This is a genomic window from Methylorubrum zatmanii, assembly GCF_014845115.1.
Taxonomy (GTDB): Bacteria; Pseudomonadota; Alphaproteobacteria; order Rhizobiales; family Beijerinckiaceae; genus Methylobacterium; species Methylobacterium zatmanii.
Map to the genome: position 1 here is coordinate 19,522 of NZ_NKUI01000126.1, position 20,679 is coordinate 40,200.

A 20,679-nucleotide genomic window follows, 5' to 3' on the forward strand; every position below is an offset into this window, starting at 1 on the left:
GGTGCGAACGCCGCCTCAGCTGCCGAAGGCCCCCGCCCGGGCGAAGGCCGCCGCGAAGCCGGCGAGCGGGACCGTGATCACCGTCGGCTCCTGCGCATCCGGCTTCGTCGCCGAGATGGTGAGGTTCGTGGCGGTCTTCATCGCGTCGGTGGCGAGGGTCGGCAGGCTGATCGGCACGAGGCAGCCGTCGCTGACGCAGGTCGAGTAGGGGGCGCCCTTGCCGAGCTGCCGGTCATCGAGTTTGAAGCTCACGCCGGGCTCGATCTGCAGGCCGAACGGCATCAGGATCAGGCCCTCGCTCTTGCCGTCCTTGGCCGGGCGCAGCTCGATGCTGAACAGGCGCTTGCCGGTGCGCCGGTCGCCCTGGGACTGGATGATGACGCAATCGGTCCGGCTCTCCTCGCGGTTGCAGTTCATGGTCCAGTCGCCGTAGCTCTCGCTGACCGAGCGGGCACCGGCCGGCCACTGAGCCGGCCCAGTGGCGGCCGCCGCCGGTTCCAGCAGCGGAGCGGCGTTGGCCGGCTCCTTACCCGTGTCCTTCACCTCTTCCTTCTTGGGCGGCGCCGGCTTGCGCGGGCGGGGCTTCGGCTTGGGGGCGGGCGCGGCTTCGGTTGCGGCTTCCGGCGCGGCCTCCTGGGCGAAGGCGGGGATCGGCCCGGACAGGGCCGCCGATCCGGCGAGCAGAACCGCCAGGGCTGGCACGATCCTGCGGGACAGAGGCGGCATGGCGAGGCTCCTGAGAGATGTCATCGCGGGGCGCCTAGCTCCGCTTGCGCAAGGATGCAATCGCGTTGAGGCCTCACGTCACCGCAACAGTGCAAATCATCGTCGAGCCTGGAACCATTCCATGAAATTCAGGTAATGCTCGCCGCAAGGAACATGGGAATATTGCGCAAGCAAGGGAGCCGGAAGCGGCGATGAGCAAGATCCACGACCACGTCCCGCGCGATGCCCGCGGCCGGCCGCATCCCCTGTCGCAATATCGCGGCAAGGTGCTTCTGGTCGTCAACACCGCCTCCAAATGCGGGTTCACGCCGCAATACCAGGGGTTGGAAACCCTGTGGCGGCGCCACCGCGGCCAAGGCCTCGTGGTGCTCGGCCTGCCCTGCAACCAGTTCGGCGCCCAGGAACCCGGGGATGCCGAGGCCATCGAGCGGTTCTGCTCGCTGACCTACGACGTGACCTTTCCGGTGCTCGCCAAGGTCGAGGTCAACGGTCCGGGTGCCGACCCGCTCTTCAACGACCTGAAGCGCGCCAAGCCCGGCCTGTTCGGCACGCAGGCGATCAAGTGGAACTTCACGAAGTTCCTGATCGGTCGGGACGGAAGGGTGATCGCCCGCTTCTCCCCCTCCACCAAGCCCGCCGCCCTGGAGGGCGCGATCGAGCGGGCGCTGGCCGAGCCGGCCGTGTGAGGATCAGCGAACCGGCCGCGCCGCCGGCCCCGGATCGATCGCCGGCAGCTCGCCGGGGGGCAGGCCGGGGGCGGAGGCGGCCGCCTGCGGAGCATCGACGCCCCGGGCGCGGTTGGCGAGGGCGACCGTCAGCTTCTCGGCCGGCTCCGAGCCCATCAGCGCCAGCACCTCGGCCATCTTGCGCGGGTTCATGGCCAGCACGATCGGCACCAGCGTTTCGAGGCTGAGGCGGTCGAACACCCGTGCGGCATCCTTGGGCTTCATCGTCTCGTACATCGTGACGATGCCCTTCAGCCCGGCCTTCTCGGCCTCGGTTCGCTTGGCGCCGTCGGCGCCGATCTTGTCCTCGGCCTCCTTCAGGCCGGCCACCCCGGACTCGAGCTTGCGCTCGGCATCCTTCAGCAGCTGCTCGCGCAGGTCCAGGGCGTCCTGGCGCTGCTTGAGGGTGTCGCGTCGGGTGGCGAGCTTCTCGAGGATGGCCCGTTCGCTCTCCGAGACCGGTTCGGGAACGGAAGGCTGATAGACCGGGGGGGGCGCCGGCTCGGCCTTGGCGGGCTCGGCCTTCTTCGGCGGTGTCGAGACCGAGCCGGTCGTCGGCGGATCGGAGGGGGTGTAGTTGCTGCGGGCCTTGGCGAGGACGCGGGCGAATTCCGGCAGCGGCGCATCCGCCGGCACCGGCCCGTCGCCGGCCATCAGCGCCGTGACCTTCAGCACGAGGAGCCCGATCGCCGCCAGGGTCACGGCGTCGATCAGGCGCAGCCGGAAGGGGCGCGCCGGAAGGCTCGCGAGACGTGCGAGTCGGCGCGCGGGCAGGCTCATGCGGCTCTCGCCCGCAGCCGGTCGAGGGCGCGCTCGGACAGGGCCTGGGCGGCGGCCAGCGCCGCGCCGACGCGCTCACCGTTGCCGCCGGCGGCGGGCGCCTCGATGGCGACGGGGCGGAGGGGCGCCGCCGCCGCGGCCGGCGCCTGGGCGGCGGGTGCGGTGGCGGTCCGGGCCTGGCCGACGATGGCGGCGATGCGGTTGATGACGCTCTCCCCGGCCTCGACATGCGCGGACAGGTCGGCGGCGTAGCGCTCGGCGGTGCCAAGACGCTCGGCCAGGGTGCGGTCGCACTCGTCGAGGGTGGTGCGCAGGCCGGCGATGGCGCGCTCGGCGGTGGCACTCGCCACCACCAGATCGCCGATGGTGGAGCGCAGGGCCGATTCGTCCGCCTTCAGCTTGCTGATGCGCTGCGACAGCTTCACCGAGGAGACGATGGTGGCCACCAGGAGAACCGCCACGAGGATGTCGGCGGCCATCGAGACGAAGAAGGTCATGCCGGTCACCCGTCGTTCCGGTTCTGCATCGAGATCTCGTAGGCCTGCAGCGTGGTGCGGGACTGTCGCAGCGGCCGGGCGATCTGAACCGCGATGGCGTCGTCGATCCGGCCGATCCGCCCCTGGGTCAGCGCCCAGTCGCCGCATCGGACCGTGATCAGGTCCGTGGGTTTGCGGTCGAACATCAGCGTATCGCCGACCTTGAGGCCGAGCACCCGCTTCAGGGGCAGCGTCACCTCGTGGAGCACCGCCTCCATCTCCAGATCCGCCTGCCAGATCTCGGTGGCGAGGTGGCTCTCCCAGACCTGATCGCGCCCGAGCCGCTCGCCCATGAAGCTCTGCATCAGCAGGTCACGGATCGATTCGACCATCGCGTAGGGAAACAGGATCTGCATCCCGCCGCCGCGCCCGTCCATGTCGAGCTTCAGGCTGATCAGGATGGCGGCGTTGCCGGGACGGGTGATAGTGGCGAAGCGCGGATTGGTCTCGAGGCGGTCGATGCCGAAGCGCACCGGCGACAGCGGCTGAAACGACAATTCGAGACCGGACAGGATGATGTCGATCAGGCGCCGCACGAGGTTCATCTCGATGGTCGTGAAGGGGCGTCCGTCCAGCCGGCTGGACGAGCCGCCGCGCTTGCCGCCGAGCAGGAGGTCCATGGTCGAATAGGCCAGCGTCTGCTCGACGGTGACGATCCCCGAGCCCTCCCAAGGGTCTGCCTTGAACACGCCGAGCAGGGTCGGCAGCGGGATCGCGTTGAGGTAGTCGCCGAAGCGAACGGAGGTGATGTTGTCGAGGGTCACCTCGACGTTGTCCTGGAAGAAGTTGCGCAGGGAGGTCGACAGCAACCGGATCATCCGGTCGAAGACGATCTCCAGCATCGGCAGGCGTTCGTACTGGACGACGCCCGAATCGACGATGGCGCGCACGCCCCCCGCGCCGGAGGCGGAGAGTTCGCGCAAGGAGAAGCCGAGGACGCCGTCGATCTCGTCCTGGTTCAGGATACGGTCGTTGCCGGCGAGTTCGGGGAGATTCTCGGTCTCCCCATCCTCGATCATCGTCGCCCATTCGGCGGCGACGTCGCCCGCGCTCTTGGTCGTCCCCTGCTCGGCCAGGGCCGCGCCCCACTCCTCCGCCAGGGAAGCGTCGCCACCGCCTTCGCCCTGCTCGGCAAAGGCCGCCGCCCAATCGTCCTCGAGTTCGTCTTCGGGTCCGGTCATGGTCGTGTCGCGCTGTCAGGCTGTCGGGGAGATCGGCTTCGACGGGGCGTGCCCGCTCACTGGACGATGACGTCCTTGAACAGCACCGCCTCGGCCTTGGCCGGATGGATCGCGATGTTGACCCGCCTCAGCAATTCCTCGCGCAGGCGGTACATGCCGGCGGAGCCGGCGAGGTCGCTCGCCCGGAGTTCGCGCAGGTAAGTCTGGAAGGTGTCCTCCACCCGCGGCATCAGCGGCTTGACCGCCGCCTCGGCCTTGGCGTCCTTCAGTTCCAGGGAGACGCGCAGCTTGAGGATGTTGGCCTTGGGCGTCCCGGGATCGGGGCTCAGGTTGACCAGCATGTCGCGCATGTCGAGGAACACGGCCTGTGCCTTCGGCTCGGCCTTCTCGGCCCCGTGCTCGCCGGCATCGGCATGGGCCGCCTTGTTCTTCATGAAGAAGAAGCCGCCCCCGCCGCCGAGCAGCAGGACCGCCGCCGCCGCGATGACGATGAGCTTCTTCTTGGACTTCGGAGCCTCGGCCCCGCCCTCTTCGCCCTCGGCCTCGGACACCTTTTTCGGCTTCTTGGCCATGGTCTGCTCGTCGTGGCTCCCGGCGGACGAATCCCCTCGCCTCCGTTCTCGTCCGACGTGGTTAACCCTCGGTTAAGCAGGCAGAACTTGCCGGGTCGGACTTGCCGCCGGGGCCGGACCGTACCGGCCCACGGAAGCGGCAATTTCGTGGTAAGTCTCTGCTATGGCGAGCAAAAAATGAGTGGCCCGGATTGGCACGGGCCCTGCGGAGGTAGGGCCGAACCGTCGCCGTCATCCGAGGCACCCCATGCAGAACGCGCTCTTCGTCGGAGTCTCCGCCCAGGCCGCGCTCGCCCGCGAACTCGACGTCATCGCCAACAACATGGCCAATGCCTCGACCACCGGCTTCAAGGCGCGCTCCGCGCGCTTCCAGGAATATCTGATGCCGGTGGCCTCGGCCGACAGCTTCCAGCGGCCCGACCGGCGCGTCTCCTACGTGATCGACAACGGCACCCCCCTCGACCTGTCCCAGGGGCCGGTGGAGGCCGACGGCAACCCGATGCATGTGGCGTTGCGCGGCGACGCGTTCCTCGCCGTCCAGACGCCGCAGGGCCCGCGCTACACCCGCAACGGCGCCTTCGAGCTCGACCCGCAAGGGAATCTCGTCACCTCCGACGGCTACGCCGTGCAGGGCGATGGCGGCCCGATCACCATCGGCCAGCAGGAAACCGGTCTCTCCATCGCCCCGGACGGCACGGTCTCGACCAATCTCGGCATCCGGGGCCGGCTGCGGATCGTCACCTTCGCCAATCCGCAGGCTCTGCAATCCGAGGGCGCCAACCTGTTCTCGTCGCAGGCCCCGGCCCGGCCCGCCGGCCCCGGCCAGCACCTCGAACCGGGCGCGCTGGAGCGCTCCAACGTCAAGCCGGTGGTGGAGATGACCCGGCTGATGGACGTGAACCGCACCTACGCGATGGTCTCGAGCGTGATCTCGCGTCTCGACGATCTGCGCGGCACGGCGATTCGCCGTCTCGCCGATGTCGCCTGATCGTTTGGCTGGAAGGTAGATTCCGATGCGCGCCCTCTACGCCGCCGCCACGGGCATGGCGGCCCAGGAACTCAACGTCCAGGTCATCTCGAACAACATCGCCAACCTGCGCACCACCGGATACAAGCGCCAGCAGGTGCATTTCCAGGATCTGCTCTACCAGAACCTGCGCCGCTCCGGCTCCTCGACCTCGGACCAGAACACGATCCTCCCCGCCGGCCTCGCCCTCGGCTCGGGCGTGAAGACCACCTCGACGGCCCGGGTCATGACCCAGGGTTCGCTGACCCAGACGGAGAAGGATTACGACGTCGCCATCCGCGGCGAGGGCTTCTTCCGTGTTCGCCTGCCCGACGGACGCACCGCCTATAGCCGCGACGGCTCCTTCGACCTCGATTCCCAGGGGCAGCTCGTCACCCGCGACGGCTACCTGCTCGATCCCGGCGTCACCGTGCCCAACACCGCCACCTCGGTGACGATCTCGGCGACCGGCGCGGTCCAGGCGACCCTGCCGGGCCAGACCGCGCCGCAGGCGCTCGGCCAGTTCCAGCTCGCCCGCTTCGTCAACAAGGTCGGCCTCGAATCCATCGGCGACAACCTCTTCGTCGAGACCGCCGCCTCCGGCCCCGCCATCACCGGCCTGCCCAACGCCGAGGGCTTCGGCAGCCTGCAGCAGAGCTATCTCGAAGAGGCCAATGTCAACGCGGTCACCGAGATCTCGTCCCTGATCGCGGCCCAGCGCGCCTACGAGATGAACTCGAAGGTCGTCACCGCCGCCGACCAGATGCTCTCCACCACCTCGCAGATGTTCCGCGGCTGAGAACGCGCGCCATGACCCACGCCCTCCGCCCGCTCCGCCGCTCCGCCCCGCTGGCCGTGACCCCGCTCTCCCGTGGCGTGATCGGCCGGACCCTGGTCGCCCTCGCCGCCTTCGTCGCGATGGCGCTGTTCGCCCTGCCCTTGATGGCCGCCGGCAACCCGCTGCGGCTGCGCGGCGACGTCACCGCCCGCGGCGACACCCTGAGCCTCGGCGACCTCGTCGAGGGCGCGCCCGCCGAGCTCGCGAACCGCCCGCTGTTCCGCGCGCCCGCCCTCGGGGCGGTCGGCACGATCCAGGCCCGGCGCATCGTCGAGGCGGCGGCCGGCCTCGGCCTGACCGGGATCGAGAGCGGCGGCCGGGTGCAGGTCACGGTGCAGCGCGCCGCCCGCCGGGTCGGGCCGCCGGAGATCGAGGCCGCCCTGAAGCGCGCCCTGGAGACTGGCTACGGCCTCGATGCCAAATCCGTCTCGGTGCGGCTCGACGGCGAGGCGCCGGTCCTGCTCGCCCCCCTCGACCTCGACGGGCAGGCGGCGGCGGTCGACGTGACCTACGAGCCCCGGTCGCGCCGGGTCGCCGGCCTGATCGTCCTCGGCGAACGCCAAGCCTCCCTGCGGGTCGGCGGCGTCGCCGTCGAGACCCGCGAGGTGGCGGTGCTGACCCGCAGCCTCAACCGCGGCGAGGCGATTGCCGGCGCCGACCTTACGATCGAGCGCCGCCCGCGCGACGCCGTGCCGTCCGATGCGCAGGGCGCGCCGGGCCTGATCGCCGGTCAGGTGGCGCAGCGCTCCCTGAGCGCCGGCTCGGTCCTGCGCTCCGGTGACGTGGCGCCCCCCGATCTCGTCGCCCGCGGCGAGAGCGTGAACATCGTGTTCGAGACGCCCGGCGTGTCCCTGTCGATGCGCGGCATCGCCAACGAGAACGGCCGGCTCGGCGCCAGCGTCTCGGTGACCAACAGTGCCTCGAAGAAGGTGCTCCAGGCGGTGGTGGTCGGGCCCGGCCGGGTCTCGGTGAGCCCGGCCCCGCAGCCCCAGCCGGTTCTTCAGGCCAGCGCGGCCCCGTGAGGCCGGCCCCTCCGCCCCTTCCCTGTTTACGTCAGCGCGGACCCTTTCCGATGACCGCTCGCCTGCCCCGCCTCGCCGTGATCCTCGCCCTCGCCCCGCTCGGCGCCTGCAACACCGTGGACCGCCTCTCGCAGGTCGGCGCCACGCCGACGCTCTCGGCGATCGAGGACCCGACCGCCCAGCCCGGCTACCGGCCGGTGCGGATGGCGATGCCCGACATCCAGCCCGTCTCCTACGCACCGAACTCCCTGTGGCGCACCGGTTCGCGGGCCTTCTTCAAGGATCAGCGCGCAGCCCGGATCGGCGACCTGCTCACCGTCAAGGTCAACGTGACCGACAAGGCCAACCTCAACAACGAGACCAAGCGCTCCCGCACCAACGCGGAGGGCTTCGGCCTGCCCAATGCCTTCGGCCTGGAGAAGAATGCCGGCGTCGCTGCCGCCGGGATCAGCGCCGACAAGCTTCTGAACGGCACCTCGACCTCGTCGAGCGACGGCGCGGGCTCGGTGCAGCGGGCCGAGACGGTGACGACCAACGTCGCAGCGGTCGTCACGCAGGTGCTGCCCAACGGCAACCTCGTGGTGGAGGGCAAGCAGGAGATCCGCATCAATTTCGAGGTGCGGGAGCTGATCGTGGCCGGCGTGGTCCGCCCCGAGGACATCGAATCCGACAACACCATCGATTCGACCAAGATCGCCCAGGCCCGCATCGCCTATGGCGGCCGGGGCCAGATCACCGACGTGCAGCAGCCGCGCTACGGCCAGCAGCTCGTCGATATCCTGCTGCCGTTCTGAACGGACGGCTCTCGGTCAATGCTCGGTGCCGGGCCGGTTCTCCCGCGGCGCCTCGCCATGGGTCTGGACGAAGCTGGAGCGGCGCGGGTCGTGTTTCGACTGCGCCACCCGTCCCCGCTGCCAGATGGCGAAGGCCGCGACCAGAACGATGGTGACGATGGCGAGCAGCGGAATAAGCACGTCGTTCGACACGGCCATTTCCTCCGATGATTGTGTTCGGGGGCAAGTGGCACGCTCAATAAAAGTTCCGCGCCATTAGATCGGTCGCAACATTGTAAACAACCGACCGAATTCATTGTCATGGCGGTCAAGCTTCACGATAAGACGGAAATCCTTGCTGGTCTCTGTCTTTCGGATAGTGAAGACGGTCCGCGCTTTCGGGCGCCGAGGCCGGTTCTGGACAGTCCTCCGACGTCCGGGGCGCTTTGCGCTTCAGCGATGACGGGACTGCCCTGCCCGATCTGTCATGGCGATGTGTCGAACGAAGCGCGTCAGGTCGCGCCGCGCGCCGGATCTCGTCAAGCTGTGCAGGCTTGAACGGCGGCAAGGACACCGGATCGTGTCGCGAGGTGCTGCCGTCCCGGTCGCTTCACACCCATAGGACCGGCCTGCCGTCGCCAAACCGCAGCGGCACCGGATTGGATGGGCTCGCCGTTACAGGCTGCGCGACAGCACCAGCGGGCCGCTCTGGCCGGCGCCCCGGCCGTAGGGGGACGGCGAATGGGAGGGGCGGCCGTAGACGGTGGGGGTGCGCGCCTTGCCGATCTCCTCGGCCAGCGTCTTGATCAGGCTTTCGGACACCGTGCGGGCGGTGGCGAGCACCTGCTGATTGGTCTCGACCACGGCGGCGAAGCGGTGCTGGGCCACCTTCAGCGCCTCCAGCCCCTCGGGCGCGAAGCGGGCCAGCGCGATGGCGTTGGCCTTGGCCGCCTCCAGCCCGTTCATGTAGGCGGCGGCGAGGTCGGATTTCGGCGCCGCTTCCGCCAGGGCCTGGGCGATGCGCCCGGCCCGCACGCCGTCGCTCTCGCGGGCGAGGACCGCTTCCAGCGCGTCCATGGTGGCGAGCAGCCCCTGGACGAAGGCGAGGGCCGAGGGCCGGTCGGTCAGGCGCAGGGGGGCTGCCGGATCAGCGGCCATGCCCGGCCTCCTGCATCCGCATCATCTCGGAATAGACCTGATTGCTGATGCCGACGCCGCCGGTCTTCACGATGGCGTTGGCGTATTCCTTGGTGAGCATCGAGCGCCAGACGCCGCCGCCGGTGCCGTTCTCGCCCAGCGGCCCCTCCGTGCCCTCGCTTTGGGTCAGCTTCTCCAGGCTGTCCTCAAGGAACATTTTCTCGAAATCGTCGGCGGTCTTGCGGGCCTTGGCCGAGGCGGCGGCCTTGGCGGTGTCCATAGTGTCGGTGTCGGTCTTGGCCAACGTGTTGAGCAGGTTCTTGCCGACGCCGACGGCCGCCGAGGCGGCGAAGGTTGCGAGGGGCAGCATGGCGCGGTCTCCGCTTCGGATGAGAAATTACATCAGCTCGATATCGGCCTGGAGCGCGCCGGCCGTCTTGATCGCCTGAAGGATCGAGATCAGGTCGCGGGGGCCGACGCCGAGGGCGTTGAGGCCGTCGACCAGCTCGCGCAGGCTCACGCCCTCCTTCACCAGGGCGAGCTTGTTGCCGTCGCCGGTATCGACCTTCACCCCGGTCCGGGGCACGACCGCCGTCTGTCCGTTCGACAGGGGCGCCGGCTGGCTCACCATCGGCTGCTCGGTGATCGTCACCGTGAGGTTGCCCTGGGCGATGGCGACGGTGGAGACACGCACGTCGCGGCCCATCACGATGATGCCGGAGCGTTCGTCCACCACCACCCGCGCCGTCTGGTCGGGCTCGACCTTGAGCTGCTCCACCTCGGTGATGAGGCGGATCATGTTGCCGCGATACTTGGCCGGGATCTGCAGGGTGATGGTCGCCGGGTCGGTCGGCTCGGCGGTGTCGGCCCCCATGAAGTCGTTGATCGCCGAGGCGATCCGCTTGGAGGTGGTGAAATCGGGGTTGCGCAGCGACAGGCGAAGGGAGCGCGCCTCGTTGAGCTTGAATGCCATCTCGCGCTCGATCAGCGCGCCGTTGGAGATCCGCCCGTTGGTCGGCACGCCGCGGGTGATCTTGGCGGCCTCGCCTTCCGCCGCGAAGCCGGCGATCGCCACCGAGCCCTGCGCCAGGGCGTAGATCTCACCGTCGGCCCCCAGCAGCGAGGTCGCGACCAGGGTGCCGCCCTGCAGCGACTTGGCATCGCCCAGGGAGGAGACGGTGACGTCGATATGCGTCCCCTGGGTGGCGAAGGGCGGGAGATTGGCCGTCACCATCACCGCCGCGAGGTTCTGCGTCCGCATGGTCGCGCCCCGGGTGTTGATGCCGAGCCGCTCCAGCATCGCCTGCAGGGATTGCTTGGTGAAGGGGATGTTGTTGAGCGTGTCGCCGGTGCCGTTGAGGCCGACGACGATGCCGTAGCCCACGAGCTGGTTGGTGCGCACACCCTCCACGCTGGCGAGATCCTTCACCCGCGACAGCGCCCCCGCCTGGGCCGGCAACAGGGCGGCGAGGCAGGCGAGCGCCGCGATCAGGTGGCGGGAGAGGCGGGAACGAGGCAGCAGCATCGGACATCGGTGACCGGTTTCGGCGTCTGGCGCCGGACCGATCCTTGCCAGCGTCATGCCAAAGCGTATTGCATTGAAAATGCTATGGTTCTTCCGGGAGCGGACGGGTCGGCGGCCGGCGCAGGGCCGGTCGTTTCCTGCCGGGGCGGCAGCTTCTGCCGGGTCGTTTACCCGTGCTTAACCATGAGGGCAGATCTGTGTGTCATCGGCGGGCCGCGTCCATCGCCCCGCGCGAAAGGTCTTCAACCGATATGCGCGTCGATCCCCGTTTCGCCGCCGCCGCCGCGAGTTCCGTCGGCGCCCCGCGCCGCGCCGCCACCGCACCGGGCGCCTTCGCCCCGACCGGGCCGGACACGCCGCGCGCCGCGACCGCCGGCGCGAGCCAGACCGGAATGCTCGCCGGGCTCGACGCCATTCTCACCTTGCAGGGACAGGACGGGGCCGACGCGCAGAAGGAGCGCCGCCGCCGCTCGGTGCAGCGGGGACACGACCTCCTCGACGGGCTCGACCGGCTCAAGGCCGCGCTGATCGGCGGCCGGGTGGCGCCGCGCGACCTCCAGGCCATCGCCGGCCGCCTTGCCGAGCGGATGCCGGACAGCGGCGATCCGCGCCTCGACGGGCTCGTGGCCGAGATCGAGCTGCGGGTGGCGGTGGAACTCGCCAAGCTCGACGCCGCGCGGGGCGTCTGAGGACGGGCCTCGCGCCGGGAGGACGATCCAGACGAAAAAAGGGCCGGACCTCTTCGCGAGATCCGGCCCGGCCGCTCACCAGTAATAGGGACGCGGGCGGTAATAGCCGTAGGGCCGGTAGACCGGCCGCGGGCGATAATAGCCGTAGGGACCACCCCAGTAGCGCCGGGGGCCGTAGAAGTTCGGGCGGCAGATGCCCCAGGGATTGGGATGGAAGCCGGGCCCGCAGCCGCCGGCGGTGCGCTCCACGAGCGCATTGTCCGTCGCCGCTGCGAGGGGAGCGGGGCTCAGGGGGGCCGCCTGGGCGCTTCCCGCCACACCGAGGCTGCCGGCGATCACCGCAGCCAATGCGAACGCCTTCGCGTGCATCATCTTACGATTTCTCCGTTCGGGCCGAAACCAATGGCCGATGAGGAAGGCTAGGTCTCGTGAGGTGAACCGGACCTGACCGGGTTCTTAACGCGATGCCAGCAGCGGGGTTCTTGCGAAGAACCTTCGCCGCATCGCCATGAGGCGCCGTTCTGGCGCGGGATGCGGTGTGATGAAGCACCCGCCACTCTGCTTTCCCACCGGTCGCCGGCATTGACGGTCCCGCTTCGATCCCCGACAAGTCGCGCCGCGCGAGCGGGTGCGCGCCGATCTCGCTGGCTCGAAGGGACTCGTACCGCGCCGCGATGCTGTTCAACTCCTTCGTCTTCCTGCTCGCCTTCCTGCCCGCCGCCCTGCTGCTGCACGCCGCCGCCGAGCGCTACCGGCCGCAGGCCCGGCTGCCCCTGCTCGTCCTGCTGTCGTTCGTGTTCTACGGCTGGTGGGACTGGCGCTTCCTGCCGCTGCTCGCCGGCTCCATCGGCGTGAACTGGCTGGTGGCGCGGGTGCTGCCGCGGGACCGCAGCGGCTGGCTGTTTCCGGCCGCGCTGGCGGGCAACCTCGCGGTGCTGGCGGCCTTCAAATATCTCGGCTTCCTCGCCGACCTCGCGAACCTGATCCCCGGCCTCGCCCTGCCCCGGCCCGATCTCGCCCTGCCGCTCGGGATCTCGTTCTTCACCTTCCACCACATCATGTACCTGACGGATCTGCGGGCGGGACGCGCCCCCTCCTTCGGGCTCACCCGCTACGCCCTCTACATCGCCTTCTTCCCGCAGGTGCTCGCCGGCCCGCTCGTGCGCTGGAGCGAGATCATGCACCAGTTCGAGGAGCGGCCCTACGCCCGGCCCGATGCGGCTGAGCGGATCGGGCGCGGGCTGATGCTGCTCACCGTCGGCCTCGCGAAGAAAGTGTTTCTGGGCGATCCGCTCGCGGCCTATGTCAATCCGGTCTTCCAGGCCGCCGCTGCCGGCAAGATCGTGACCGTCGCCGAGGCGTGGCAGGCGACGCTGGGCTTCACCTTCCAGATCTATTTCGACTTCTCCGGCTACACCGACATGGCGCTCGGGATCGCCCTTCTGTTCGGGATCGTGCTGCCGCAGAACTTCGATGTGCCCTACCGGGCGACCTCGCTGCGCGATTTCTGGCGGCGCTGGCACATGACCCTGTCGCGCTTCCTGCGCGATTATCTCTACATCGCCTTCGGCGGAAACCGGCGCGGCCTCGCGATCCAGCTCGCCGCCCTGTTCGCCACCATGACCCTGGGCGGCCTCTGGCACGGGGCCGGCCTCACCTTCGTCGCCTGGGGCGCCGCCCACGGCCTCGGCCTCGGGGCGGGCGTGCTGTGGCACCGGGCCGGCGGGCGGCTGCCGCATCTCGTCGGCTGGGCGCTCACCGCCGCCTTCGTGATGCTGACCTGGGTGCTGTTCCGCGCCGCCACCTTCGACGCCGCGCTCGCGATCTACAAGGGGCTGATCGGGCTCGCGCCGGCTGGGTCAGGCTTCAAGTGGCGCACCATCCTGATCGCCGCCGCGGTGGCGATCCTCGGGCCGAATGCCTGGAACGCCGTCCACCGCCTGCCGCCGAGCCGGCTGCTGGCGGCGGCCTTCGCCCTGCTGTTCGTCGTCGTCGTCCTCAAGATCGGCGACGATGCGAACTATGAATTCATCTACTTCCAGTTCTGAGATGGAGCGTCCTTCCATCAGCGTCGGGGAGCGGAACTGGGCGCGGTTCGCCCGGCTGTTCGCCCGCACCGCCATCGGTCTGCTCGCCGGTTACCTCGCCCTCGCGATCCTCGTCGATCCCTATGACAGCGGGCGCTCGACGCTCCTCTCCGCCGGGGCGATCCGGCCGCAGGGCCCGCGCACCGCCGCCGCCCTGCGCGGGCGCGACCCGGCCTTCGAGGGCGCCGTGTTCGGCAATTCCCATATCCAGCTCGTCGAGCCCGAGCGCCTGACGGCCGCGACCGGCATCCCCTTCGTGCAGCTCTCGGTGCCCGCCACCGGGCCGGGGGAGCAGCTCGCCCTGCTCGCGTGGTTCCTGCGCCACCATCCGGCACCGAAGGCGATCGTCCTCTCGGTGGACGATTTCTGGTGCATCGACGACCCGGCCCTGCCCAACGACAAGCCGTTCCCGTTCTGGCTCTACAGCCACGATCCCCTCGCCTATCTGCGCGGGCTCCTGCGCTTCTCCGTCGCCCAGGAGGTGGTGGGGCGCGTGTCGTGGATTCTCGGCAGCCGCCGCAAGCGGGCTCGGGCGGATGGTTGGTGGGATTACGAGCCGGATTACCTCAGGCTCGGGGATCTCGACGGGGAACGCTTCCGCGTCGCCCGCGAAACGCCGGTTCCCGACGAGCCGACGCCGGGCAAGGCCGGGCCGTCCTTTCCCGCCGCCGACCGCCTCGCCACGGTGCTGGCCGCCCTCCCCCCGGAGACCGCCGTGGTCATGGTGTTTCCGCCGGTCTACGCCGCCGGCCTGCCGCGACCCGGCACGGCGCGCGACCGGGCCGAGGCGGCCTGCCGGGGCGCCATGGCCGCTGCCCTCGGTCGCCATGCCCGCAGCGCCCTCGTCGACGGGCGCCGCGAGCGCCCGGCCCTGCACGACCCGGCCCTGTTCTTCGACCAGACCCATTACCGGCACGGCCTGGCGCGCCCCCTCGCCGACGAGATCGCCGCCGCCCTGCGCCGGCTGCAAGGGAGCCTTGCGCCATGAGGGCCTATTTGGAGGGCCCACTTGAGCGTGTCGTCTTTGCCGCATCGTACCAGCTTTTCAAGCGAGAGTGCTTAAGGCGGCATCCGCGCGTTGTAGAGCTTGCCCGCCTCGATTATAGCCTCGCCGAAGATCGCCGCTGACCGGCAGGGAGCGCGAGGACAAAGCGATGGCGAAGGTCACGATCGAGGACGGCTACAGGCCCTCCGAAGACGAGCCCTTCATGAATGAGCGGCAGCGGGAGTATTTCCGGCGCAAGCTGCTCAGTTGGAAGAGCGAAATCTTGCGCGAGGCGCAGGATACGCTCAGTGCGCTCCAAAGCGAGAACGAGAACCATCCCGATCTTGCCGATCGTGCCTCGTCCGAAACGGATCGCTCGATCGAGCTGCGCGCCCGCGACCGCCAGCGCAAGCTGACCAGCAAGATCGATGCGGCCCTCTCCCGGCTGGAGGACGGCTCCTACGGCTTCTGCGAGGAGACCGGCGAGCCGATCTCGCTCAAGCGGCTCGATGCGCGCCCGATCGCGACGCTGTCTCTGGAGGCGCAGGAGCGGCACGAGCGCCGCGAGCGCGTCTACCGCGACGACTGATCGGGTTTTCCGGTCATACGGGATCCGCTCGATCAAAGCGGCTCCCGTATCGCTCAGCCCGCGCGGCGCCTGAGCGACGTCCGAACTCGCCATCCCGAAGGGATCCGCCGATTCGATAAGAGACCGCGCGGTGAGCGTCTCTCGGTCGTCCTCGCGAGGCTTCACTGAGGCGGGCCGTGACCCGGCCGGCATCGAGCCGGCAACGGAAGCATGCGGTTGGCTATCGTCGACCCACGTCGATCCGCACGAAGCTGCGCACCGGACCGAGGCCTGATTCGCTGCGGCTGTCGATCGAGAGGCGGCTCTGAACCGGTGTCTCGGTCCGGTATGTGCCGACATCGACGCTGGCCGAAGCCCGGCCCGACAGGCGGATGCAGGTCGTGGTGCCCGGGATGCGGACGAAGCCGATACCCTCGCGCGGACAGGGCTCCATTGCCGCCTCGGACGGAAGTGGCGCGCGCTCGAACGCATCCGCGCAAGGCGGCGCCAGTGCCAAGCACAGGCCGAGAGCGCCTGCCGTCTTTCTCATCCCGTCCGCTCCCCGATCCCTGTGCTTCGCCGATTCTCCGTGCTGGCCTAGAATCGCCCGGCGTCAGTAATGCGGCGGAGGCGGCTCGGGCGCACCGCTCGCCACACGAAACGCACTCTCCTCGACCTGTTCCTGCAACCGGGCGAGCTGCCGGGACAGCCGGTCGATCACCGCCCATTGCGCGGTGATCGCCGCGTTGAGATCGTCGATGACCGATTCCTGCTCGGTCAACCTGATCTCCAGGCGTGCGATTCGGTCGTCGTCGTGCGGCAGATCGGTCATCGCCCGACCATGCTCCGCCGGGCGGGACCGTGACAACCGTCTCCCGAACGCCGCCGCCGCGAAGCCGGATATTTGTCCAGGCTTTTTGCTGGAGGGAGCCGTCCAGACCGGATGTGTATCGGGCGCGGCAGAGATCGGCTCGCAGCGTCATCCGACGCGATGCTTCCCGGCCCGGGGGAGCGGAATTCCGTGATCGTCGCCGAAGGAAGGCTATAAAAGTCAAACTCATTGCCGCGTTTGACGCGTGGAACGCGGGGATCGATTCGATGGGATTTGGCTATCAAGTTCGTGCGGGATCTCTGATCTGAAAGAGCGCTGGGCTGTGCAGATGATCGTCGCAGATAATTGCGCGGTAAATTTTTTATGAAGAAGAAAATTCAATTCGATCGGAGTTAAGCCCGTCTTTCGTTGAGACATGGGCCGCACAGATCGCGTTCCGATCACGCACTTCATCATGATCCATCGCTCGTCAGCCACACTCCGTCCCCTCATCTTGCCCGCCTATTGCCGGAGCCGGGAGCGAGCCGAGTTCCACGCGGTGACCCAGGACATCTACTGGAGCGGCATCGCCTTCCGATCGGCGATCATGCCGGCCGTCGGTCAGGTTCTGACCTGTAGCATCCGCTATGTCGGCCTATTCGAGGCTCGCGTCGTCGGCACCGAGGATCACCTGTTCGTCGTCCACCTCCTGACATCGCGGCGACGCGGCGGCGAGATCGCGCGCACGATGCTGGCGCTGGCCCACGAACAGGAGCGCCCCCTTGAGGCATGGCGGCTCCATGCCCGGATCAACCCGGTGAACCGGGACGTGCTCGTCACCCTTGAGGATGGGCGCGTTCTCCCCGGCCGGCTGATCAATGTCTCGGCCTCCGGGGCGGCTCTCGTCATCGAGGATACGGTGGAGCGCGGGGCCCACATCGTCATCGGTTCAACCGCAGCGCGGGTGGTGCGCGTCTTCCGGGACGGAATCGGCGCCGCCTTCGTCACGCCTTTCGATCCGGTGCAGGTCCATGCCGGAATCAGGCTCTGATCTGGCTTGCGTCTGAGCTCTCGCATCCCGGCGGCGGAAGGTCTAAGTCCCAGGCTCGCTCCTGTCTCGACGAAGCGGCCGAAAGCCTGCCCGTGACCGATTACATCAAGAAGATCCTCTCCGCCCGCGTCTACGACGTGGCGATCGAGAGCCCGCTCGATCCGATGCCCCGCTTGACCAAGCGGCTCGGCCGGCCCGTTCTGCTCAAGCGCGAGGACCTGCAGCCGGTCTTCTCGTTCAAGCTGCGCGGCGCCTACAACAAGATGGCCTCGCTGCCGCGGGAACAGCTCGAACGCGGCGTGATCTGCGCCTCGGCCGGCAACCATGCCCAGGGCGTGGCCCTCGGCGCGGCGCGGCTCGGCGTGCGGGCGGTGATCGTGATGCCGCGCACCACGCCCGCCATCAAGGTCGATGCCTGCCGCGCCCGCGGCGCCGAGGTGGTGCTGCACGGCGACGCCTTCGACGAGGCGCTTGCCGAGGCGCGGCGCCTGGAGGCGCAATGGGGCCTGACCTTCCTGCATCCCTTCGACGACCCGGAGGTGATCGCCGGCCAGGGCACCATCGGCATGGAGATCCTGCATCAGCATTCCGGGCCGATCGAGGCGATCTTCGTCCCCATCGGCGGCGGCGGCCTCGCGGCCGGCATCGCCACCTTCGTGAAGTATCTGCGCCCGGACACCAAGGTGATCGGCGTCGAGCCCGACGATGCCGCCTGCATGGCCGAGGCGATCAAGGCGGGTGACCGCGTGACGCTCGGAAGCGTCGGCCTGTTCGCCGACGGCGTGGCGGTGCGGCAGGCGGGCGAGGAGACCTTCCGCCTCTGCCGCGCGCATCTCGATGCGGTGATCACCGTCGATACCGACGCGATGTGCGCGGCGGTCAAGGACATCTTCGACGACACGCGGGCGATCTCCGAGCCCTCGGGCGCCCTCAGCCTTGCCGGGGCCAAAGCCTGGGCGGCGGAGAATCCCGGCGCCGGACCGCTGGTGGCGATCTCGTCGGGCGCCAATCTCAATTTCGACCGCCTGCGCCACATCGCCGAGCGAGCGGAGATCGGCGAGGAGCGCGAGGTGCTGCTCGGTGTCACCATCCCCGAGCGGCCGGGCGCCTACCGCGCCTTCATCGCCGCCCTCGGCCCCCGCGCGATCACCGAGTTCAACTATCGCTACGCCAAGGGGAGCGATGCGCGCATCTTCGTCGGCATCAACCTGCCCGGCGGGAAGGCGGAGAAGCGCGACCTGATCGCGAGCCTGGAGCAGGCGGGATACGGCGTCGCCGACATGAGCGACAACGAGATGGCCAAGGTCCATGTGCGCTACATGGTGGGTGGCCGCGCCACGGGCCTCGCCGACGAACGGCTCTACCGCTTCCAGTTCCCCGAGCGGCCGGGGGCGCTAATGAAGTTCCTGGAGGCCCTCGGCGACGGGTTCAACATCAGCCTGTTCCACTACCGCAACCACGGCGCGGATTACGGGCGGGTGCTGGCGGGGATCGAGGTTCCGGCCTCCGAACGCGCCCGCTTCGATGCCGCCCTGGACGTCCTCGGCTACCCTTACGTGGACGAGACCGACAACCCGGCCTACCGCCTGTTCCTCGACAACGGCATCGGCGCCGATCATCGTTAGAGCCGATCTTTCGACGCGCGCTCTTTCGCCGGACCGGCCTCCGCTTCGGCGAAAGAGCGCTCTCAGCTCATCCCCCAGGGTTTGAAACGGGAGCACGACAGATGCGTGCGGCTGCCCTTGCCCTCTTGGCTCTCCTCGTGCCGGTCACGGCGTCTCCGGCCGGCCCGCTCGATCGGGCCGGCACGGGGCGGCCGGAGGGAGTCCCGATTCTGTCACAGCCCGATGCCGCCGAATCCGCTGCCCGTCAGGCCGAGTTCGACCGGCAGATCGCCGAGCGCAGCAACCGCGCGGCCCGGTCGATCTGTGCCGGCTGCAATGCGGGCACCGGCGCGCGGGGGACGAGCGTCACCCCGGCTCTGCGCAATCCCGGGCGGGACGAGCCGCGGCCCGCCGATCCGGCAGCGGCGCCGCTCGACTGATCGTCACCCTCGGCGTCCGGCGAGGGGGGCGAGATATCCGCCCCGGACGATGTGTCCCGACGATCAGGCGACCGTTGCCGGTTGGCTGCGGAACAGGGCGGTGCAGCCGGTATCCCGGTGCATGCTCAGGATCGAGGCGCGGTCGATCTCGGGATGGGCGGAGAGAACCCGGCGCACATCTTCCACGACCTTCTCGTAGCGATGCGCGTCGAAATTTTTCTCCAAGGGACTCACGGCGATATAGGCCTCGACGACGAGAACCCTCTCGGTCCGCTCCTGGGTGACATCGACGGCGATCCAGGCCGACTTCACGAGGCGGTTGGCGACGAGCATGGGGCGATCCTCCGATGCCGCCATGTTGCCCGGCGGCTCTCGTGAGGCGAGCATGGACCGCACATGGAGACTTGCCAAGACCTACCCTTGCCAAGACCTACCCTTGCCAAGGCCTACCCTTGCCAAGGCCTGACCATGGTTTGGAGCAAGGATCCGCAGCACAGTTGTCGGCTCATGCCAAGTCCGACCGATCCCTCGGGATCGCGGAGTGCGGTCCTTGCTCGCGTTCTGCCCGGACGCGGGTGATACTATCTCCGATCCGATCGGTTGGAGACGGCAACACCGGAGCTTCGGTTCGCGTGACGTCGCTCCCAGATCACCGGGCTGCGTCCGCGATCAGGCATCGGTGGTGACGAGGCGCAGGCCGGTGAAGCCGCTCTGCCGGGAGCGGGCGGCCCGGTTGTCCGAACCATCCACGGTTTCCGTATCGGCGGGATTGCGCTCGCGACCCTTGATCAGGGTCGGCTGTGCGATCCACCGGATCACCTTGTCACCGCGATAGCGCCCGTACCGTCGCTCGTCGCTGCGCAGCACCCAACGCGGATGAACCGCTCCATCCCTGGCCATGAGCCGCCCCCGGACATGCATACCGCCGCGAGCGGCGCCCCCTCGGCGCTCCGCGGTTGACTCGCGGTCAGTGCGTCCTGACCGCCCGAGCAGGCACCGGATTTACGGTCCGGGCATCCTCCAAATTGGGGATGCGCGGGGCATTTTATGCAAAATCGGCAGTATTCCGGGGTAGAACCCGCAAGGGGCGGCGGCGCAGCCCCGCTCTCCTGCCGTGAAACCGCGCGCTTGACCTCGCCGCCTCCCCTGCGCACGAGGGCGTCATGCTGACCATCATTCGCCTGATGGCGTGGATCGTGGCCCTCGGCCTCGTCGTCGTGACGCTCTCGCCGATCGAGGCACGGCCCGTCCTCACCTCGCCCAATCTGGAGCGGGCCGGAGCCTACGGGCTGTTCGGTTTCCTTCTCGTGCTCTCCTATACCCGGCGCTGGGGGCTGGCGCTCGTGGCCGGCCTCATCCTCGCCGGGGCGCTTGAGGCGGCGCAGGGATTGACCGTGAGCCGACACGGCCGTCTGTTCGATTTCCTGGTGAAGGGCGGCGCGGCCCTGGTCGGCGGCCTTGTCGCCCAAGGCCTCCACCGGCTGCTCGCCCGACGGTCGGCCTGATAGGGGAACCGCTTTGATCAAGCGGATCCCGTATCAGTCGTCGAAGCGCGCCAGGGCGCCGACGCCGATATAGCGCAGGCCCTGCCTGCGGGCGTCGTCGGGCGAGTAGACGTTGCGG

27 protein-coding genes are annotated in these 20,679 nt (G+C 69.1%); 13 read left to right on the top strand and 14 right to left on the bottom strand.

The genetic code is table 11. The annotated features are described in order from the left end of the window. Positions 1–15: 15 nt before the first annotated feature. Positions 16–726, bottom strand: coding sequence for an invasion associated locus B family protein (locus MZTS_RS15860; protein ID WP_192284591.1), 711 nt, complete (start codon positions 724–726; stop codon positions 16–18). Positions 727–917: 191 nt separating this feature from the next. On the opposite strand from MZTS_RS15860, the gene MZTS_RS15865 reads away from it, so the two are divergent. Continuing rightward, a complete protein-coding gene (locus MZTS_RS15865; RefSeq protein WP_192284592.1) occupies positions 918–1,412 on the top strand; it encodes a glutathione peroxidase in 495 nt (164 codons plus the stop codon). A gap of 3 nt (positions 1,413–1,415) precedes the next feature. Here the strand turns inward: MZTS_RS15865 and MZTS_RS15870 are convergent, their stop codons facing one another. Genes MZTS_RS15870 through fliL form a run of 4 tightly spaced genes read right to left on the bottom strand, consistent with a single transcriptional unit; the run spans position 1,416 to position 4,520 of the window. Next, complete coding sequence (locus MZTS_RS15870; RefSeq protein ID WP_192284593.1) at positions 1,416–2,231, bottom strand: MotE family protein; 816 nt, start codon at positions 2,229–2,231, stop codon at positions 1,416–1,418. Further along, positions 2,228–2,728 carry a DUF6468 domain-containing protein gene (locus tag MZTS_RS15875; RefSeq protein WP_192284611.1) on the bottom strand — a complete coding sequence of 167 codons (501 nt, stop codon included), beginning with the start codon at positions 2,726–2,728 and terminating at the stop codon, positions 2,228–2,230. Before MZTS_RS15875 ends, MZTS_RS15870 begins: the two co-directional genes overlap by 4 nt. Before the next feature lie 5 nt (positions 2,729–2,733). After that, positions 2,734–3,948, bottom strand: a complete 1,215-nt coding sequence (gene fliM, locus MZTS_RS15880) for a flagellar motor switch protein FliM (RefSeq protein ID WP_192284594.1) — start codon at positions 3,946–3,948, stop codon at positions 2,734–2,736. 56 nt (positions 3,949–4,004) lie between these two features. Then, complete coding sequence (fliL, locus tag MZTS_RS15885) at positions 4,005–4,520, bottom strand: flagellar basal body-associated protein FliL (RefSeq protein WP_009864662.1); 516 nt, start codon at positions 4,518–4,520, stop codon at positions 4,005–4,007. Positions 4,521–4,767: 247 nt separating this feature from the next. On the opposite strand from fliL, the gene flgF reads away from it, so the two are divergent. Genes flgF through flgH form a run of 4 tightly spaced genes read left to right on the top strand, consistent with a single transcriptional unit; the run spans position 4,768 to position 8,180 of the window. After that, positions 4,768–5,508 carry a flagellar basal-body rod protein FlgF gene (gene flgF, locus MZTS_RS15890; RefSeq protein WP_192284595.1) on the top strand — a complete coding sequence of 247 codons (741 nt, stop codon included), beginning with the start codon at positions 4,768–4,770 and terminating at the stop codon, positions 5,506–5,508. Positions 5,509–5,533: 25 nt separating this feature from the next. Beyond that, positions 5,534–6,325, top strand: a complete 792-nt coding sequence (gene flgG / locus MZTS_RS15895; protein ID WP_192284596.1) for a flagellar basal-body rod protein FlgG — start codon at positions 5,534–5,536, stop codon at positions 6,323–6,325. A gap of 11 nt (positions 6,326–6,336) precedes the next feature. Beyond that, positions 6,337–7,386, top strand: coding sequence for a flagellar basal body P-ring formation chaperone FlgA (gene flgA, locus MZTS_RS15900; protein WP_192284597.1), 1,050 nt, complete (start codon positions 6,337–6,339; stop codon positions 7,384–7,386). A 50-nt stretch (positions 7,387–7,436) separates the two neighbouring features. Beyond that, positions 7,437–8,180 carry a flagellar basal body L-ring protein FlgH gene (gene flgH / locus MZTS_RS15905; protein ID WP_009865413.1) on the top strand — a complete coding sequence of 248 codons (744 nt, stop codon included), beginning with the start codon at positions 7,437–7,439 and terminating at the stop codon, positions 8,178–8,180. 15 nt (positions 8,181–8,195) lie between these two features. Here flgH and MZTS_RS15910 read toward each other — a convergent pair whose 3' ends face one another. The 4 genes from MZTS_RS15910 to MZTS_RS15925 all read right to left on the bottom strand — a co-directional run bounded on the left by MZTS_RS15910 (position 8,196) and on the right by MZTS_RS15925 (position 10,821). Further along, positions 8,196–8,378 carry a hypothetical protein gene (locus MZTS_RS15910; RefSeq protein WP_210329322.1) on the bottom strand — a complete coding sequence of 61 codons (183 nt, stop codon included), beginning with the start codon at positions 8,376–8,378 and terminating at the stop codon, positions 8,196–8,198. A gap of 456 nt (positions 8,379–8,834) precedes the next feature. After that, entirely contained in the window at positions 8,835–9,317 is a 483-nt protein-coding gene (locus tag MZTS_RS15915; RefSeq protein WP_009866335.1) for a hypothetical protein, read from the bottom strand. Further along, positions 9,307–9,666: a rod-binding protein gene (locus tag MZTS_RS15920; RefSeq protein WP_009866334.1), complete on the bottom strand. Its 360-nt coding sequence runs from the start codon at positions 9,664–9,666 to the stop codon at positions 9,307–9,309. Before MZTS_RS15920 ends, MZTS_RS15915 begins: the two co-directional genes overlap by 11 nt. 27 nt (positions 9,667–9,693) lie before the next feature. Next, positions 9,694–10,821 carry a flagellar basal body P-ring protein FlgI gene (locus MZTS_RS15925; protein WP_192284599.1) on the bottom strand — a complete coding sequence of 376 codons (1,128 nt, stop codon included), beginning with the start codon at positions 10,819–10,821 and terminating at the stop codon, positions 9,694–9,696. A 251-nt stretch (positions 10,822–11,072) separates the two neighbouring features. On the opposite strand from MZTS_RS15925, the gene MZTS_RS15930 reads away from it, so the two are divergent. Next, positions 11,073–11,510 (top strand): flagellar assembly protein FliX, encoded by a 438-nt coding sequence (locus tag MZTS_RS15930; protein WP_009861485.1) that lies wholly within the window; start codon positions 11,073–11,075, stop codon positions 11,508–11,510. A gap of 75 nt (positions 11,511–11,585) precedes the next feature. On the opposite strand, the gene MZTS_RS15935 is transcribed toward MZTS_RS15930, so the two are convergent. Then, positions 11,586–11,882 carry a GCG_CRPN prefix-to-repeats domain-containing protein gene (locus MZTS_RS15935; RefSeq protein WP_192284600.1) on the bottom strand — a complete coding sequence of 99 codons (297 nt, stop codon included), beginning with the start codon at positions 11,880–11,882 and terminating at the stop codon, positions 11,586–11,588. A gap of 302 nt (positions 11,883–12,184) precedes the next feature. On the opposite strand from MZTS_RS15935, the gene MZTS_RS15940 reads away from it, so the two are divergent. The 3 genes from MZTS_RS15940 (at position 12,185) to dksA (ending at position 15,171) form a co-directional block, all read left to right on the top strand. After that, a complete protein-coding gene (locus MZTS_RS15940) occupies positions 12,185–13,558 on the top strand; it encodes an MBOAT family O-acyltransferase (RefSeq protein ID WP_192284601.1) in 1,374 nt (457 codons plus the stop codon). 1 nt (position 13,559) lies between these two features. Further along, positions 13,560–14,585 carry a hypothetical protein gene (locus tag MZTS_RS15945; RefSeq protein WP_192284602.1) on the top strand — a complete coding sequence of 342 codons (1,026 nt, stop codon included), beginning with the start codon at positions 13,560–13,562 and terminating at the stop codon, positions 14,583–14,585. 166 nt (positions 14,586–14,751) lie between these two features. Further along, positions 14,752–15,171: an RNA polymerase-binding protein DksA gene (dksA, locus tag MZTS_RS15950; RefSeq protein ID WP_192284603.1), complete on the top strand. Its 420-nt coding sequence runs from the start codon at positions 14,752–14,754 to the stop codon at positions 15,169–15,171. Between the two features lie 220 nt (positions 15,172–15,391). Here the strand turns inward: dksA and MZTS_RS15955 are convergent, their stop codons facing one another. Together MZTS_RS15955 and MZTS_RS15960 are read right to left on the bottom strand one after the other, a co-directional pair. Then, entirely contained in the window at positions 15,392–15,700 is a 309-nt protein-coding gene (locus MZTS_RS15955; protein WP_192284604.1) for a porin, read from the bottom strand. A gap of 63 nt (positions 15,701–15,763) precedes the next feature. Next, positions 15,764–15,982, bottom strand: coding sequence for a SlyX family protein (locus tag MZTS_RS15960; protein ID WP_009863957.1), 219 nt, complete (start codon positions 15,980–15,982; stop codon positions 15,764–15,766). Between the two features lie 538 nt (positions 15,983–16,520). Here MZTS_RS15960 and MZTS_RS15965 point away from each other — a divergent pair. The 3 genes from MZTS_RS15965 (at position 16,521) to MZTS_RS15975 (ending at position 19,056) form a co-directional block, all read left to right on the top strand. Further along, positions 16,521–17,012 carry a PilZ domain-containing protein gene (locus MZTS_RS15965; RefSeq protein ID WP_343068773.1) on the top strand — a complete coding sequence of 164 codons (492 nt, stop codon included), beginning with the start codon at positions 16,521–16,523 and terminating at the stop codon, positions 17,010–17,012. Positions 17,013–17,104: 92 nt separating this feature from the next. Then, positions 17,105–18,637: a threonine ammonia-lyase, biosynthetic gene (gene ilvA, locus MZTS_RS15970; RefSeq protein WP_343068774.1), complete on the top strand. Its 1,533-nt coding sequence runs from the start codon at positions 17,105–17,107 to the stop codon at positions 18,635–18,637. A 101-nt stretch (positions 18,638–18,738) separates the two neighbouring features. Further along, on the top strand, positions 18,739–19,056 hold the full coding sequence (locus MZTS_RS15975) for a hypothetical protein (protein WP_192284606.1): 318 nt from the start codon (positions 18,739–18,741) through the stop codon (positions 19,054–19,056). A 63-nt stretch (positions 19,057–19,119) separates the two neighbouring features. On the opposite strand, the gene MZTS_RS15980 is transcribed toward MZTS_RS15975, so the two are convergent. Together MZTS_RS15980 and MZTS_RS15985 are read right to left on the bottom strand one after the other, a co-directional pair. Further along, a complete protein-coding gene (locus MZTS_RS15980) occupies positions 19,120–19,389 on the bottom strand; it encodes a hypothetical protein (protein WP_192284607.1) in 270 nt (89 codons plus the stop codon). Positions 19,390–19,725: 336 nt separating this feature from the next. Further along, on the bottom strand, positions 19,726–19,956 hold the full coding sequence (locus MZTS_RS15985; protein ID WP_192284608.1) for a hypothetical protein: 231 nt from the start codon (positions 19,954–19,956) through the stop codon (positions 19,726–19,728). Positions 19,957–20,219: 263 nt separating this feature from the next. On the opposite strand from MZTS_RS15985, the gene MZTS_RS15990 reads away from it, so the two are divergent. Next, positions 20,220–20,561, top strand: coding sequence for a VanZ family protein (locus MZTS_RS15990; protein ID WP_192284609.1), 342 nt, complete (start codon positions 20,220–20,222; stop codon positions 20,559–20,561). The last annotated feature ends 118 nt before the right edge of the window (positions 20,562–20,679 follow it).